The organism is Intrasporangium sp. (assembly GCF_032907665.1).
Lineage (GTDB): Bacteria > Actinomycetota > Actinomycetes > Actinomycetales > Dermatophilaceae > Intrasporangium.
This window is the reverse complement of the sequence record NZ_JAJJPG010000015.1, coordinates 27,530-41,621: the sequence shown is the minus strand read 5'-3', so window position 1 is coordinate 41,621 and position 14,092 is coordinate 27,530. Positions and strand designations below refer to the sequence as shown.

The following is a 14,092-nucleotide window of genomic DNA, read 5'->3' as shown; positions in this document are numbered from 1 at the left end:
AGTACGGGCCCGGGTCGGCGCCCATCTCCTCCTTGAACTTCGCGACCCACTCCTCACCGCCGGGAATCGTCTGCGGCGTCTGGGTCATCGTCGCGTAGACACCCTGGGCGTTGTCCTCACCTGCGATCGAGACGAGCTGCTTGTCGACTGAGCCGTCGGCGACCATGATCCCGCCCTTGTAGCCCGCACCGCGCAGCTGCTTGATGAGCAGTCCGCCCTCCTGGTAGTACCCGGTCCAGTAGACGAAGTCCGGCGCCGCTCGGAGGATCGCGGTCACCGCAGCCGAGTAGTCGGACTCACCGGCGGTCACGGACTGCTGGCTCGCGACCTTCACAGACGCGTCGCCCTCGAGGTTCTGCGCCGTCCGCGTCGTGATGTCCTTCGAGTAGGACGTGTTGTCGTCGACGAGCGCAACCGCCTTGACGCCCTCGGACTTCATGAACTCGACTGCGGCTGCTGCCTGCTGGGCGCCGGTGCCGTTGATGAGGAAGACGTTGGGCAGCTTGTCCTTGACGAGGTCGTTGGAGTTGGCTGCCGGGATGATCATCGGGATGTCGGCCTTGCCGAAGATGGTGAGCGTCGGCAGGGTCGCGGAGGAGCAGTAGCCGCCCACGGAGACGACGGTGCCGGCCGTGACGAGCTTCGCGGCCCCCGCCGCAGCGGTCTTGGGGTCACAGGCCTCGTCCTCGACGACGAGCTTGAGCTGGCGGCCCATGACGCCACCCGCCTCGTTGATCTCGTTGACGGCGAGCTGGGCACCGTTCTTCATGTAGGGGCCGATGGCTGCGCTGCCGCCGCTCATCGGGGTCAGCATCCCGAGCGTGATGTCGCCCGACGTCGCCCCTCCCTCGCTGCCGCCCTCGGTGATCCCGCCGCCGCCGCAGGCGGCGAGGAGGAGGGCGAGTCCTGCCCCGGCTGCGACCGCGCCGATCCGTCGTGAGTTCCTCATCATGTGCGTCTCCGCTCTGACGGCAGCTGCCGCCACTTTCTGACTGGGCTCGTCACAACTGCTGTGTGACATTGCACTAACTGTAGGGAGCGGCCCGGGTGTTCACCAGACCTTGCCCGAGCGTTTCCAAACCGTGATGTCACGGCTCGGACCGGGCGGGCCTCGTCCACGCGCCTCAGAGCTCGAAGCCCGTCGGGAATGGGTCGCTCGGGTCGAGCATGTACTGGGCCGTGCCCGTGATCCAGGCCCGTCCGGTGAAGCTGGGTAGGACGGCGGGCCGGCCACCGACCGTCGTCTCGCCGAGGATCCGTGCCTGGAACTGACTGCCGATGAAGGACTCGTTGACGATCTCCTCCCCCACCGTGAGCAGTCCTCTCGCGTGCTGTTGGGCGAGACGGGCACTGGTCCCGGTGCCACACGGCGACCGGTCGAACCAGCCGGGGTGGATCGCCATCGCGTGCCGGGAGTGGTGGGTCGTCGACCCCGGCGCCTCGAGGTACACGTGGTGGCAGGCGTTGATCTCGGGCGCCTCCGGGTGGGCGACCGGGTTCTGCTCGTTGATGGCGTCCATGATCCCGAGACCGGCCTCGAGCAGCCGTTGCTTCTCGGCCCGGTCGAAGGGCAGTCCGAGGTCCGCGAGCTTGACGAAGGCGTAGAAGTTGCCGCCGTAGGCGATGTCATAGCGCACCCGTCCCAGGCCCGGCACCTCGACCTCCTGGTCGAGCGCGTGGGCATACGACGGGACGTTCTCGAGGGTCACCGACACGGCTTGGCCGTCACGGACCTGCGCCCTGGCGACGACGAGGCCGGCGGGCGTGTCGAGGCGCACGACGGTCTCCGGCTCGGTCACCGGCACCATGCCGGTCTCGATGAGCACGGTGACGGCGCCGATGGTGCCGTGACCGCACATGGGCAGGCACCCGGAGACCTCGATGTAGAGAATGCCCCAGTCGGCGTCGGGTCGGGTGGGCGGCTGGAGGATCGCCCCCGACATCGACGAGTGCCCGCGCGGCTCGAACATGAGCAGCTTGCGCAGGTCGTCGCGCTCGGCCATGAAGCGCAGCCGCTTCTCGGCCATGGTCGCCCCGGGGAGCACGCCGACCCCGCCGGTGATGACCCTCGTCGGCATGCCCTCGGTGTGCGAGTCGACGGCGTGGTAGACGACGGAGGTGCGCATGGCTCAGTTCACGCCGGCGTCGATGAGGGCCTGGGTGGCCTCGCGGACGACCTTCTCCTGCTCGGCGGTGAGGGGCTGGCGAGGCGGCCGGCAGCCGCCGCCGTTGCGGCCGATCATGTCCTGCCCGAGCTTGATCGCCTGGATGAACTCGGTCTTGGAGTCCCAGCGCAGGACCGGGTGGAGCTGGCGGTAGAGCGGCAGCGCCGACTCGACGTCCCGGGCCACCGAGAGGCGGAAGAGCTCCTTGGTCGCCTGGGGGAAGACCTGCGGGTAGCCGGCGACCCAGCCGACCGCGCCCGCGAGGGCGACCTCGAGGACCGTGTCGTCGGTGCCGATCATGAGGTCGAGCCCGGGCGCCAGCTCGGCGATCTCGTAGCAGCGGCGCACGTCGCCGGAGAACTCCTTGACGCCGACGATGAGACCCTCGGAGTGGAGCTTGGCGAGGATCTCGGGGGTCAGGTCGACCTTGGTGTCGATCGGGTTGTTGTAGGCCGTCACGGGCAGTCCCACGCTGGCGATGAGCTCGAAGTGCTCGAGGATCGCCCGCTCGTCGGCACGGTAGGCGTTGGGCGGCAGGGCCATCACGGCGTCGCAGCCGAGGTCCTTGGCGACCTGCGCGTGGCGGCGCGACTCGCGGCCGCTGTAGGCGCCCACGCCGGGCATGACGGTGAAGCCCTCGGGTGCGGCCTCGCGCGCAGTCCGCACGACCGAGTCTCGCTCCTCCCACGAGAGCGTCTGGTACTCCCCCAGCGAGCCGTTCGGCGCCACCCCGTCGAGGCCCTGCTCGGCGAGCCAGGCGACGTTGTCGCGATAGGCCGCGAGGTCGACCTCGCCCTCAGGGGTGAACTGGAGGCTCGTGGCGACGATGACGCCGTGCCACGGCTGGCTCTGGTGATCGGACATGGGCTCTCCTAGGACTCGGGGAGGACTCGGGCGCGTCGGCGTCGGCTCGGCCACGCGGCGCGCACCAGACTAGGACTCGGAGCACCACCAGTGCAATATTACATTGCACCAAAATCGTCCCAGTCGTCCGCGAGGACGCCGAGGGGCACCGGGGTGGAGACCAGGCGCTCCGGCGGGGCCGCCGGAGCGGCACCGCTCAACAGCTCGACGGCGTGCCCGCACACGCGTCCCTGGCACCAGCCCATCCCCGCGCGGGTGAGCTGCTTGACCTGTCGGGCGTCGGGCGCCCCACGGTCGGAGATGGCCCGTCGGACCGTGCCCGCCGTCACCTCCTCGCACCGGCAGACGACCGTGTCCTCGCGCAGGGCCTCGGCCCACCCCGCCGGGATCGGGTGGGCCCGGTGCATCGCGGACGCGAAGGCGTGCAGCCGCGCCATCGTCCTTCGCAGGGTCGCGGCCGCTTCCGGGACGCTCCCCGTGAGCTCGTGGACGATGCCGTATGCCGTGAGGTGGCCTTCCGCGACCGCGAGCGCGGCTCCCCCCACCCCACAGGCCTCGCCGGCCGCGAAGATCCCAGGACGGCTCGTGCGCTGCCAGTCGTCCACCCGGACGACGGACGTCCCCACGGCGTCGGGATCCAGGGCGCAGCCCAACGTCACCGGGAGGTCCAGCTGCGGCGAGAAGCCCCAGCCGACGCCGACGGCGTCGACCTCGATCCGTCGCGGCGCCTCTGTGGTCGGCCGACCGGCAGTGTCCAGTCTCACGACCGAGATCGCCTCGACCCGGTCGCGTCCGTGCGCCTCGACGATCATCGTGCGGGCGCGGACGGGCACCCGGTGCCGAAGCAGGATCGCTGCGTAGCCGATGCCCTCGCCGAGCTTCGCGACGTTGGCGGCGACTGGTCCGAGCTCGCGCAGCCACCGCCTCGGCGAGTTCGCCTCGAAGACCCCGACGACCGTGGCCCCGCGGGCGGCGAGCCCCGCCGCGACCGGGAGCAGGAAGGGACCGGTGCCGCCCAGGGCGACCCGCCGGCCGGCGGTGACGTCACCGGACTTGAGCAGAGCCTGCAGCCCGCCGGCAGTCATCACGCCGGGCAGGTCCCAGCCCGGGAAGGGCAGCGACCGGTCGTGCGCACCCGTCGCGATCACGAGATGGCGCGCGCGGATCTCGACCGCGCGGTCGCGGCCGGGTCCGCCCGTGCGGTCGACGGCGTGGACCGTGAAGGTCCCTCCGTCCGCGACGACCGTCCACACGTGGTGATCGGTCAGCAGGGTGGCCCGGCCGGCCGAGCGCCCGGCCTCGAGGCGTGCACGTAGCGACTCGAAGGTGTCGAGATCGTGATGCAGCCCGCGCAGCGCCTCGGGGCGGACGCCGTGGGGATCTGCCGTGGGCGCGGGCTGGCGCCAGTACTGACCGCCAGGCCCGGCGCCGGCGTCCACGACCGTGACGTGCACATCGCTGGCCTCCAGGAGCGTTGCGGCACAGGCCAGTCCAGCAGGGCCCGCCCCGACGATGAGGACGTCCTCGAGCGCTCGGTCACTCAGCGGCATACCCCGTCCCCTCCTGTGTCGTGACGACCATGTCGTCACGGGCGCGAACCAGGCACGCCCGCTGGTTGGGCACATCGTCGACCGTGACGAGGCAGTCGAAGCAGATGCCGATGCCGCAGAAGAGCCCCCGAGGACGGCCCTCGACCCGGGTGACGCGCCAGGACGTCACCCCGTGCGCGACGAGGGCCGCACCGAGCGTCTGGCCGTCCCGGAAGGGCACCGGGGACCCGTCGAAGGTGAATCCGTGCATCAGGCCTCCTGCTCGACGAAGCGGTCGGGCAGCAGGTCCACGAAGCGGGCGGTGTCGACGTCGCCTGCCCCGAGGACCTGCCTCGTGATGAGGCGGGCCGTCCCGGGGGCGAGTCCGATTCCGGCGCCCTCGTGCCCGCACGCGTGGAAGAGACCGGGGACCCGCGGGTCGGGGCCGATGACCGGGAGGTGATCGGGGCAGTACGGCCGGAAGCCCCGGTAGACGCGCAGCAGGTTGACCCCTGCGAGGAAGGGGAACAGGGCCGTGGCCTGACGCGCGAGGATCCGCACGACGTCGACGTCCAGAGTCGGGTCGAAGCCGACCCTTTCCCGGGACGCCCCGATGAGGATCGTGCCCGCGCGCGTCCCCTCGACGACACAGGACGTCTCCAGCCCGACGTCGGATGAACCGACGTTGGCGACGTAGTCCGCGGAGTACACCTTGTGGCGCACCATCGGCGGCAGCGGCTCCGTGACGAGGATGAAGCCACGCCGCGGCAGGACCGGGACGGGCCCCCCGAGGCGCTCGCCGACCTCGCCACCCCAGGTGCCGGCGGCATTGACGACCGCGTCCGCGCCCACGACCTCTCCCCCGCTCGTGCGCACTCCTGTGAGACGTCCGGAGCGGTCGACGACGCCGCCGACGACGTCAGCACCCGGGACGAACCGCGCCCCCATCCGTTGGGCCGCCTCGAGCATCGCGGCCGCTGCGAGGACGGGCTGGACCTGCATGTCCTCGGGATAGAGCACCCCGCCGGTGACGTCCCGCGTCAGGTGCGGCTCCAGGCTCCCTGCGTCGTCGACGTCGAGGGCGGTCACCCCGGCGGCCCGCTGCGAGTGGGAGAACGCGCGGAGGGTCTCGAGGCCGTCGCCGGACGTGGCCACGACGACCCCGCCCTTCTCCTCGAGCTCGATCTCGTCGCGGCCGAGGTCGTCGCCGAGGTCGAGCCAGGCGTCCCTGCTCAGTCGTGCGAGGTCGAGCTCCGCGCCCGGCCCCTTGTCGGAGACGAGGATGTTGCCCTCGCCGCGGCTTGTCGTGCCCGAGCCCACGGGACCCCGGTCGAGCACGACGACGTCGGCGCCGGCCTGGGCAAGGGCATGCGCGCACGCCGCGCCGACGATGCCCGCACCGACGACGGCCACCGTGGTCACGAGCCGATCCCCCACACGGTGTGTAATGTTACACAGCACAGTCGTTGTCAGTCGGTGCGAAAGGGAAGCCGCATGCCCCTGACCGGAGAGTCCATCATCGCCGGAACCCCGACCCCCGGGTCCGCCGGAACGTTCACCGCCGTGGACCCGCGGACCGGAGGGGCTCTCGACCCTCAGGTCTCGTGCCTGGCCCCGGACGAGGTGCAGCTCGCCACCCGGGCCGCAGCCGAGGCCTTCCCCGCCTACCGCGCCACGACACCCGAGGCGCGCGCGGGTTTCCTCGAGGCGATCGCCGACGAGATCGAGGCCCTCGGTGACGAGCTGCTCGAGCGGGCCCACGCCGAGACCGCCCTTCCCCTCGCCCGCCTGCAGGGCGAGCGCGGACGGACCTGCGGCCAGCTGCGGCTGTTCGCCGGGGTCGTCCGGCAAGGAGATCACCTCGGCGTGCGGATCGACCAGGCTCTCCCCGAGCGCGCTCCCCTGCCGCGTCCTGACCTCCGCGTGCGACACATCGCGCTCGGACCGGTGGCGGTCTTCGGTGCCAGCAACTTCCCCCTCGCCTTCTCCACCGCCGGCGGCGACACCGCCTCCGCCCTGGCCGCCGGCTGCCCCGTCGTCGTCAAGGCGCACAACGCCCACCCCGGCACCGGGGAGCTCGTGGCGCAGGCAGTCGCGAGAGCCGCGGAGCGCACGGGCATGCCCGCGGGCGTCTTCTCGCTCGTCTTCGGCCTCGGCACGGAGCTCGGTGCGGCGCTCGTGACCGATCCGCGGATCCAGGCCGTCGGCTTCACCGGCTCCCGAGCGGGCGGGCTCGCGCTCGTGGCCGCGGCCGCTGGCAGACCGCAACCGATTCCCGTCTACGCCGAGATGTCGTCCACCAACCCGGTCATCCTGCTCGAGGGTGCGCTGGCCGGCGACCCGAGGCCTCTGGCGGCCGCCTACCTCGCATCCCTGACGAGCGGTTCGGGCCAGTTCTGCACCAACCCCGGGCTGCTCTTCCTCCCCCAGGGAGCCGCCGGTGACGCCTTCCTCGCCGCCGTGGCCGACGAAGCGGCCCAGACGCCCGGACAGACGATGCTGACGCCCCAGATCCACGCCGCGTTCGGTGCGGGCATCGAGCGGCTCGGCGCCCACCCGTCCGTGCAGACGATCGCGCAGGGCCTCGCGGGCGCCGAGTCCAACGCGCCGGCGCCGATGGTCTTCGCGACTCAGCTCGCCGCGCTCGCGGAGGACCATGGCCTCACGGAGGAGGTCTTCGGAGCCGCGGGGCTCGTCGTTCGCTTCGACGACGCCGCTCGGCTCGCCGAGTACCTCGCCGACCTCGAGGGACAGCTCACCGCGACGATCCACGCCACGGAGGGCGACGAGGGCCAGGCCGCCCTGCTCCTGCCCGTCCTCGAGACGCGCGTGGGCCGGATCCTCTTCAACGGCTGGCCGACCGGCGTCGAGGTCACCCACGCCATGGTCCACGGCGGGCCGTTCCCTGCCACCTCCGACGCACGGGCCACCTCCGTCGGGACCCTGGCCATCGAGCGCTTCCAGCGCCCCGTCTGCTACCAGGACGTGCCCGCGGCGCTGCTGCCCCCGCCGGTCCGCGACGACAACCCGTGGCGGCTGCGGCGACGAGTCGAGGGCGAGCTCGAGTAGCCGTCATGACGCACATCGCGGCCCGGCCAGCCGTCCCGCGACTGCGGCTCACACCCGCGGAGCACTCGATGCTCCGGGGCGACGCGGGTGCCGGGGTCGCGATGGCGATGCGGGTGGTTGTCGGGCTCGCCGAGGTCCGCGGAGCACCCCGTCTCGTCGAGGTGACCTCGGCGCACATCGACGGGTGCCTCTACCACGGCCAGGTGGGCCTCGACTTCGTCCGACGACTGCACGAGCTCGGAGCCCGGGTCCGGGTCCCGACGACCCTCAACGTCGGTTCGATGGACCTGCTCCACCCCGACCTCGTGCGCGACGAGACGCCGGAGCACCACGAGGTCCGCACGCAGGGGCGCGCCCTCATGGACGCCTACGTCGGGCTGGGCGCGAGTCCGACGTGGACGTGTGCGCCCTACCTGCTCGACGCCCGGCCCCGGCGCGGCGAGCACATCGCCTGGGCCGAGTCGAACGCCATCGCCTTCGCCAACTCGGTCCTCGGCGCCCGCACGGACCGCTACGGCGACTTCCTCGACATCTGCGCCGCGGTCACCGGCCGTGCCCCGTATGCCGGTCTCCACACGGACGCCGCGAGGCGCGGGCAGGTGATCGTGGACTGTCGGGCCATTCCCCCACGTGTCCTCGCGGGCGACCTTGCGGCACCGCTGCTCGGCTACCTCGTCGGAACGCAGGTGGGCAGCCGCGTGCCGGTGCTCGTCGGGCTCCCGTCGACGACGACCGAGGACCAGCTCAAGGCCTTCGGCGCCGCTGCCGCGTCATCGGGGGGCGTGGCGATGTTCCACGTCGTCGGCGTGACCCCCGAGGCACCGACCGTCGAGGCCGCGGTCGGACCGGACGGCACTGATGAGGTGGAGACCATCACGCTGACGACGGCCGACCTCCGGGCGACACGGGCTGAGCTGACGACCGCGAGAGGAGAACGGCTCGACGCCGTGAGCATCGGCACTCCGCACGCATCGATCAGCGAGGTGGCACTCCTTGCAGCACAACTCGAGGATGGGCCGGCGGTCGCGCCGGGCGTCGCCGTGTACCTGTCCATGGGTCGTTCGGTGCTCGCCGAGGCAGAGCGTCGCGGCCTGGTCGCCACCCTCGAGGCGGCGGGCGTCCAGATCGTCGTCGACACGTGCACCTACGTCACACCGATCCTGCGCGGCGACGTGCGGGTCGCGATGACGAACAGCGGCAAATGGGCGCACTACGCCCCGGCGAACCTCGGCGTCGACGTCGTCGTCGGCAGCCTCGCCGAGTGCGTCACCTCGGCGCGGGCTGGGCGCGTCGTCCTCGACCCGGAGATGCTCGGCTGATGGCCTCCCTGACGGGGCGGTCCCTCCACCCGGGCTCCGCGTCCGGGAGGCTGCTCGTTCTCGACGAGCCGCTGTCCTTCTGGGGCGGCAGCGACCTCGGGGGGACCATCGTCGACCGGCACCACCCCCAGCGTGGCCGGTCGTTCGCGGGCCGAGTCCTGGCGATGCGCACCGGCCGGGGTTCCAGCTCGAGCTCCTACGTCCTCGCGGAACAGCTTCGCCGGGGCACGGGACCCGTCGCCATCGTGCTCATCGAGCCGGATCCGATCATCGTGCTCGGGGCCCTCGTGGCCGACGAGCTCTACGGGTTCTCGATGCCCGTCGTCGTCCTCCCAGAGGATGAGCTCGCGCGGCTCCGGACGGGCGACCTCGTCGAGGTCTCCGCCTGAGCGCTCAGCGCTGCGCACGGATGGCGGTCAGCGCTGCACGGGGTCCTGTTCACCCGGTGCTGCGAGCGGCAGGTACATCACGTGGAGGCCGACGAGTCCCTGCTCCGCGTCGTCGAACGCCTCCGGGACCGTGCCGATGATCCGGAAGCCGAGTCGCTGCCACAACCGGACGGCGCCCTCGTTGGTCTCGACAACCGCATTGAACTGGATCGCGTGGTACCCCGCCGAACGCGCCCACTCGACGACGTGCGTGCCGAGGGCCAAGCCGATGCCTTCGCCCTGGCGGTCGGGGTCCACCATGAACGAGGCCGTTGCGACATGGGCACCGCGCCCGGGACGGTTGGGTCCCATCTTCGCCGAGCCCACGACGACACCGTCGACCTCGGCCACCACCGTGCGGTAGGGCGCCGGCTCCAGCCAGTACGCCCGCGCCTGCTCCGAGGTCTCGTCAGGCGGGAGGGCGTACGTGCGCCCCTCGTCGGAGATGCGCTTGTAGAACGCGTAGATGAGCGGCCAGTCGGGCTCGACCGCCTCGCGGATGTCCACCACGGCCACTCATCGTAGGCGCCGATCCGCATCGGACGTCCACGCGGTCCGGTCGGTCAAGCTTGCCATCGTGACGGGCACGGCGTTCCCCGGCCGGAAACGCCCTCGCCAGATCGTCGTCGCCGTCGGTTCACCGAGCGTCGACATGGTGGCGAGGTCAGCAGGACACAGACCTTGGAGGAACGTGTGAAGAAGCACCTCACCATCGCCGCGGCGGCTGCCGCCCTCGTCGGGCTCGCCGCCCCGGCGTATGCCGCGAACGGACCGTTCGGCTTCGAGCCGATCGAAGGCTCCGCCTACGGCCACCAGACGGCGGACTGGGACCTGCCCCTCGTGGCGCCCGACGGCTTCACCCAGCAGCTCGTCGCGGACGAGACCGTCCTCGACATCTACGGCGGGGGAACCGACGACCTGACGGACATGAACGTCCACAACGAGACGGGTGTCGACGCCGGGCGCTACCTCTACCGCACGCACGAGGTGGGCTCCAACGGCGCGCTCTCGGTCGTCGACCTCAGGACCGGCGAGGCGAAGGTCATCGCCCAGCGCGCCGACTGGCGACGCCTCGACGGCATCGAGTGGACGGCTTGGGGCACGGTCCTCTTCGCCGAGGAGACCACCGGGGGCCGCCTCTTCGAGGCGTTCCTCGACCCGCAGGACCCGACGAACGTCGTCAAGGTGGAGGAGCGCCGCGAGGTCGGCGTCCTGCGCCACGAGGGCATCGGCGCGATGGCCGACGGCACGGTCTTCGTCATCGACGAGCTCAACGGCGGCTCGATCTTCAAGTTCGTGCCGACCACGCGGGGCGACCTGTCCGACGGCCAGCTCTACGCCCTCAAGGTGACCGGCCTGAGCGACGCCGAGCAGAGCTGGAGTCCCGCCGACTACCTCGACAAGGCGGGCGCCTTCGAGTGGGTCGCTCTCGACATGGACCAGGTCGTCGTCGACGCCGACGCCGCCGCCAATGCCGTGAGCGCAACGGAGTTCGGCCGTCCCGAGGACGTCGAGATCATCGGTCAGACCGTCTACGTCGCCAACACGACCGAGGACCGCGTCGTCGCGATCGACCTGAAGAAGAACGTTCTCAACACGTTCGTCCACGCCGGCGACAACGTCCCGGCGGAGAACCGGGGGGCAGGCGTCACCGGGTTCAACGGCCCCGACAACCTGGCCAGGAGCGCCGATGGGCGCCTGTGGATCGTCGAGGACAACGTGCCGAGCGACATCTGGGCGACCCAGCCGGACCTCGACGGCGATGGCCTGGCCGACGAGGTCGAGCTCTTCGCGTCCCTCAAGGACCCGGGCGCGGAGATCTCCGGCATCTACTTCGGCAAGGACCCGAAGACGCTCTTCTTCAACATCCAACACCCCACGAAGTCCCTCGCGGATGGCACGTGGAGGATCACGCGCCGCTGAGTGCACGTGGCCCCTCCGACGGCCACGTCCACAGACCGAGGGTCCGCCTTTCTGGGGGAAGGCGGACCCTCGCCGGTTGGCCGGCGCGCGACCACGTCGTATGCCGCTGGGCTCGCTCCCGACGGGCACCCGCAGGGCGTTCACCCCCTGGCCTCCCGGGTATGCGCACTCCATGAAAGCGAACTACGTCCGCTTCGGACTCACCCTCCTGGTCAGTCTCGTCGTCATGTGGGTGCTGTCAATGTCGATGGTCGACCAGTGGGGCCACTTCTACTTCAACCTGAGCAACTTCTGGATGGCGCTCATCATGGTCTCCGCAATGGGGATCATCATGATGGTCTCGATGCGCTCGATGTTCGAGAACACGCGACTCAACCTCGCGCTCTATGCCTTCTTCGTCGTCCTCTTCGTGGGCTCCCTGGCGCTCGGTCGCAGCTCCGCCCTCGTCGGCGACGACCAGTTCCTCAAGTCGATGATCCCGCACCACTCCCGGGCCATTCTCGTGTGCCAGGAGTCGGACATCACCGACCCCGAGATCCAAGCCCTGTGCGGCGAGATCATCGAGACGCAGCGAGAGGAGATCACCCGGATGGAGCAGATCCTGCAACGGCGGTAGCCGGCCGGGAAGCGTCAGCGTCAGCGCGGCACTCAGTGGGCGACGACGGTTGCGGCCGCCTCACCCCCCGCGCCGAGCCGCACTCCTTCCCAGTGGGCCGCCACTGCCCGCCTCCGGCGCTCCAGGATTCGCTCGATCATCGGCGTGAAGATGAGCTGCATCGCGAGGTCCATCTTCCCTCCGGGACACACGATCGTGTTGGGCCGTGACATGAACGAGTCGTGGAGCATCGAGAGCAGGTACGGGAAGTCGATGCCCTTGGGGTTGGCGAACCGGATCACGAGCATCGACTCGTCCGCCGTGGGAATCGTCCGCGCCACAAACGGGTTCGAGGTGTCCACCATGGGAACCCGTTGGAAGTTGACGTGCGTCCGCGAGAACTGGGGGGTGATGTAGTGGATGTAGTCGTGCATCCGGCGCAGGATCGTCTCCGTCACGGCCTCGGTGGAGTAGCCCCGGGTCGCCTTGTCGCGGTGCAGCTTCTGGATCCACTCGAGGTTCATCACGGGCACGACGCCGACGAGCAGGTCGGCGTGCCGGGCCACGTCGACCTCGCCGGTCACCACCCCCCCATGCAGGCCTTCGTAGAAGAGCAGGTCGGTGTCTCCGACCAGGTCCTCCCAAGGAGTGAAGGTGCCCGGGGGCTGCCCGAAGGGCTCGGCCTCCACGTCGTCGTGGAGGTACTTGCGCACGCGGCCCGTGCCGTCCTCCCCATAGCTGCGGAAGAGCTCCTCGAGCTCCTCGAAGAGGTTGGCCTCGGTGCCGAAGTGCGACATCGTGTGGTCGCCGCGCTCGAGGGCCTCGGCCATGGCGACCTTCATCTCGGCGCGGTCGTAGCGGTGGAAGCTGTCGCCCTCGACGTAGGCCGCGTTGACGCCCTCGCGGCGGAAGATCTGCTGGAACGTGCGCATGACCGACGTCGTTCCCGCGCCGGACGACCCGGTGACCGCGACGATGGGATGCTTGACCGACATGGCTACCTCTCCTTCACAAGGTGGCGCGGAACAGGCCGCGGGTGCTGTAGAACGGCAGGTCAGCGGAGCTGGCGTCCTCGGAGTGCTCGTGGCGGTAGGCCTCGATCCGCTCGACCTCGTCACGAGCGCCGAACACGAGACCGATTCGCTGGTGGATGTCCGAGGGCGGCACCTGGAGGATGGGGCCTCCACCGGTGCTTGCCGCGCCGCCGGCCTGCTCCATGAGCATCGCGACCGGGTTGGCCTCGTAGAGGAGCCTCAGTCGCCCGGCCCTGCGGGGGTCCTTGAGGTCGCGCGGGTAGAGGTAGACCCCTCCTCGCGTGAGGATCCGGTGAGTGTCCGCGACGAGCGAGGCGACCCAACGCATGTTGAAGTCCTTGGCCCGCGGTCCGGTGCTGCCCGCGAGGCACTCGTCGACGTACCGACGCACGGCGGGCTCCCAGAAGCGTCGGTTCGAGGTGTTGATGGCGAACTCCCGCGTCGTCGCAGGCACCTGCAGGTCCTGGTGCGTGAGGATGAACTCTCCGAGGCCAGGGTCCAGCGTGAAGCCGTGGACACCCCGCCCGACGGTGAGCACGAGCATGGTGGCCGGCCCGTAGAGGGCGTACCCGGCGCACACCTGCTCGGTCCCGGGTTGGAGGAAGTCCTCCGCCGTTGCCGCAGCACCGGGCACCGGGGCGCGAAGGATCGAGAAGATGCTCCCCACCGAGACGTTCACGTCGACGTTCGAGGATCCGTCGAGGGGGTCGAAGCACAGCAGATACTTGCCCCGTGGGTGCTCTGCGGGGATCGCGTAGGGCTCGTCGAGCTCCTCGGAGACCATCCCGGCGGTCTGGCCGCCCCACTCGGTGGCACGCAGGAAGATGTCGTTGGCGATGACGTCCAGCCGATGCTGGTCCTCACCCTGGACGTTGACGGTGCCCTCCTTGCCGAGGGCACCCGACAAGGCGCCTTGGGCGACCCTGCGCGAGATCGCCTTGCAGGCCAGTGCGACGTCGAGGATGAGCGAGTTGAGCTCGCCACTCGAGTCGGGGTGGCGGCGACGCTCCTCGATCAGGAACTGCGCGAGGGTCGTTCGGTCCGTCAGCACGGCGGGCTCCTTCGTGGTCGGGCAGCGTGAACGTCCTGGTCCCTGAGTCCATCAGGAAGGCGCGTCGGCGCCATCCACCCTGGGGGTGGTCCGGGGGGTGGTGGTCGTGGTGGTG

14 protein-coding genes are annotated in these 14,092 nt (G+C 70.6%); 5 read left to right on the top strand and 9 right to left on the bottom strand.

Annotation, left to right across the window (positions count from 1 at the left end):
* The 6 genes from LOY02_RS04285 to LOY02_RS04260 all read right to left on the bottom strand — a co-directional run.
* Positions 1–952, bottom strand: a 952-nt coding sequence (locus LOY02_RS04285) for a branched-chain amino acid ABC transporter substrate-binding protein (protein ID WP_317181094.1), incomplete at its 3' end; no start/stop codon positions are given.
* Between the two features lie 172 nt (positions 953–1,124).
* Positions 1,125–2,126: a proline racemase family protein gene (locus tag LOY02_RS04280; protein WP_317181093.1), complete on the bottom strand. Its 1,002-nt coding sequence runs from the start codon at positions 2,124–2,126 to the stop codon at positions 1,125–1,127.
* Positions 2,127–2,129: 3 nt separating this feature from the next.
* Positions 2,130–3,029: a dihydrodipicolinate synthase family protein gene (locus LOY02_RS04275; RefSeq protein ID WP_317181092.1), complete on the bottom strand. Its 900-nt coding sequence runs from the start codon at positions 3,027–3,029 to the stop codon at positions 2,130–2,132.
* 98 nt (positions 3,030–3,127) lie between these two features.
* The gene (locus LOY02_RS04270) at positions 3,128–4,579 is read right to left on the bottom strand and encodes an FAD-dependent oxidoreductase (protein ID WP_317181091.1); all 1,452 of its coding nucleotides are present in this window, start codon (positions 4,577–4,579) and stop codon (positions 3,128–3,130) included.
* A complete protein-coding gene (locus tag LOY02_RS04265; protein ID WP_317181090.1) occupies positions 4,566–4,829 on the bottom strand; it encodes a (2Fe-2S)-binding protein in 264 nt (87 codons plus the stop codon). The genes LOY02_RS04270 and LOY02_RS04265 overlap by 14 nt, the downstream gene beginning before the upstream one ends.
* Positions 4,829–5,980, bottom strand: a complete 1,152-nt coding sequence (locus tag LOY02_RS04260; protein WP_317181089.1) for an FAD-binding oxidoreductase — start codon at positions 5,978–5,980, stop codon at positions 4,829–4,831. The genes LOY02_RS04265 and LOY02_RS04260 overlap by 1 nt, the downstream gene beginning before the upstream one ends.
* Before the next feature lie 72 nt (positions 5,981–6,052).
* Between LOY02_RS04260 and LOY02_RS04255 the strand changes: the two genes are divergently transcribed.
* The 3 genes from LOY02_RS04255 to LOY02_RS04245 are packed head-to-tail and all read left to right on the top strand — an operon-like array spanning position 6,053 to position 9,335.
* On the top strand, positions 6,053–7,627 hold the full coding sequence (locus LOY02_RS04255) for an aldehyde dehydrogenase (NADP(+)) (protein WP_317181088.1): 1,575 nt from the start codon (positions 6,053–6,055) through the stop codon (positions 7,625–7,627).
* Positions 7,628–7,632: 5 nt separating this feature from the next.
* Entirely contained in the window at positions 7,633–8,946 is a 1,314-nt protein-coding gene (locus tag LOY02_RS04250) for an aconitase X catalytic domain-containing protein (protein WP_317181087.1), read from the top strand.
* A complete protein-coding gene (locus LOY02_RS04245) occupies positions 8,946–9,335 on the top strand; it encodes an aconitase X swivel domain-containing protein (RefSeq protein WP_317181086.1) in 390 nt (129 codons plus the stop codon). Before LOY02_RS04250 ends, LOY02_RS04245 begins: the two co-directional genes overlap by 1 nt.
* Positions 9,336–9,362: 27 nt before the next feature.
* On the opposite strand, the gene LOY02_RS04240 is transcribed toward LOY02_RS04245, so the two are convergent.
* A complete protein-coding gene (locus LOY02_RS04240) occupies positions 9,363–9,884 on the bottom strand; it encodes a GNAT family N-acetyltransferase (protein ID WP_317181085.1) in 522 nt (173 codons plus the stop codon).
* 183 nt (positions 9,885–10,067) lie between these two features.
* On the opposite strand from LOY02_RS04240, the gene LOY02_RS04235 reads away from it, so the two are divergent.
* Together LOY02_RS04235 and LOY02_RS04230 are read left to right on the top strand one after the other, a co-directional pair.
* Positions 10,068–11,297, top strand: coding sequence for an alkaline phosphatase PhoX (locus LOY02_RS04235; RefSeq protein WP_317181084.1), 1,230 nt, complete (start codon positions 10,068–10,070; stop codon positions 11,295–11,297).
* A 172-nt stretch (positions 11,298–11,469) separates the two neighbouring features.
* On the top strand, positions 11,470–11,913 hold the full coding sequence (locus tag LOY02_RS04230; protein ID WP_317181083.1) for a DUF305 domain-containing protein: 444 nt from the start codon (positions 11,470–11,472) through the stop codon (positions 11,911–11,913).
* A gap of 32 nt (positions 11,914–11,945) precedes the next feature.
* On the opposite strand, the gene LOY02_RS04225 is transcribed toward LOY02_RS04230, so the two are convergent.
* Both LOY02_RS04225 and LOY02_RS04220 read right to left on the bottom strand, forming a co-directional pair.
* The gene (locus tag LOY02_RS04225; RefSeq protein ID WP_317181082.1) at positions 11,946–12,887 is read right to left on the bottom strand and encodes a phosphoribulokinase; all 942 of its coding nucleotides are present in this window, start codon (positions 12,885–12,887) and stop codon (positions 11,946–11,948) included.
* 13 nt (positions 12,888–12,900) lie between these two features.
* Positions 12,901–13,977, bottom strand: coding sequence for a class 1 fructose-bisphosphatase (locus LOY02_RS04220; protein WP_317181081.1), 1,077 nt, complete (start codon positions 13,975–13,977; stop codon positions 12,901–12,903).
* Between the last annotated feature and the right edge of the window lie 115 nt (positions 13,978–14,092).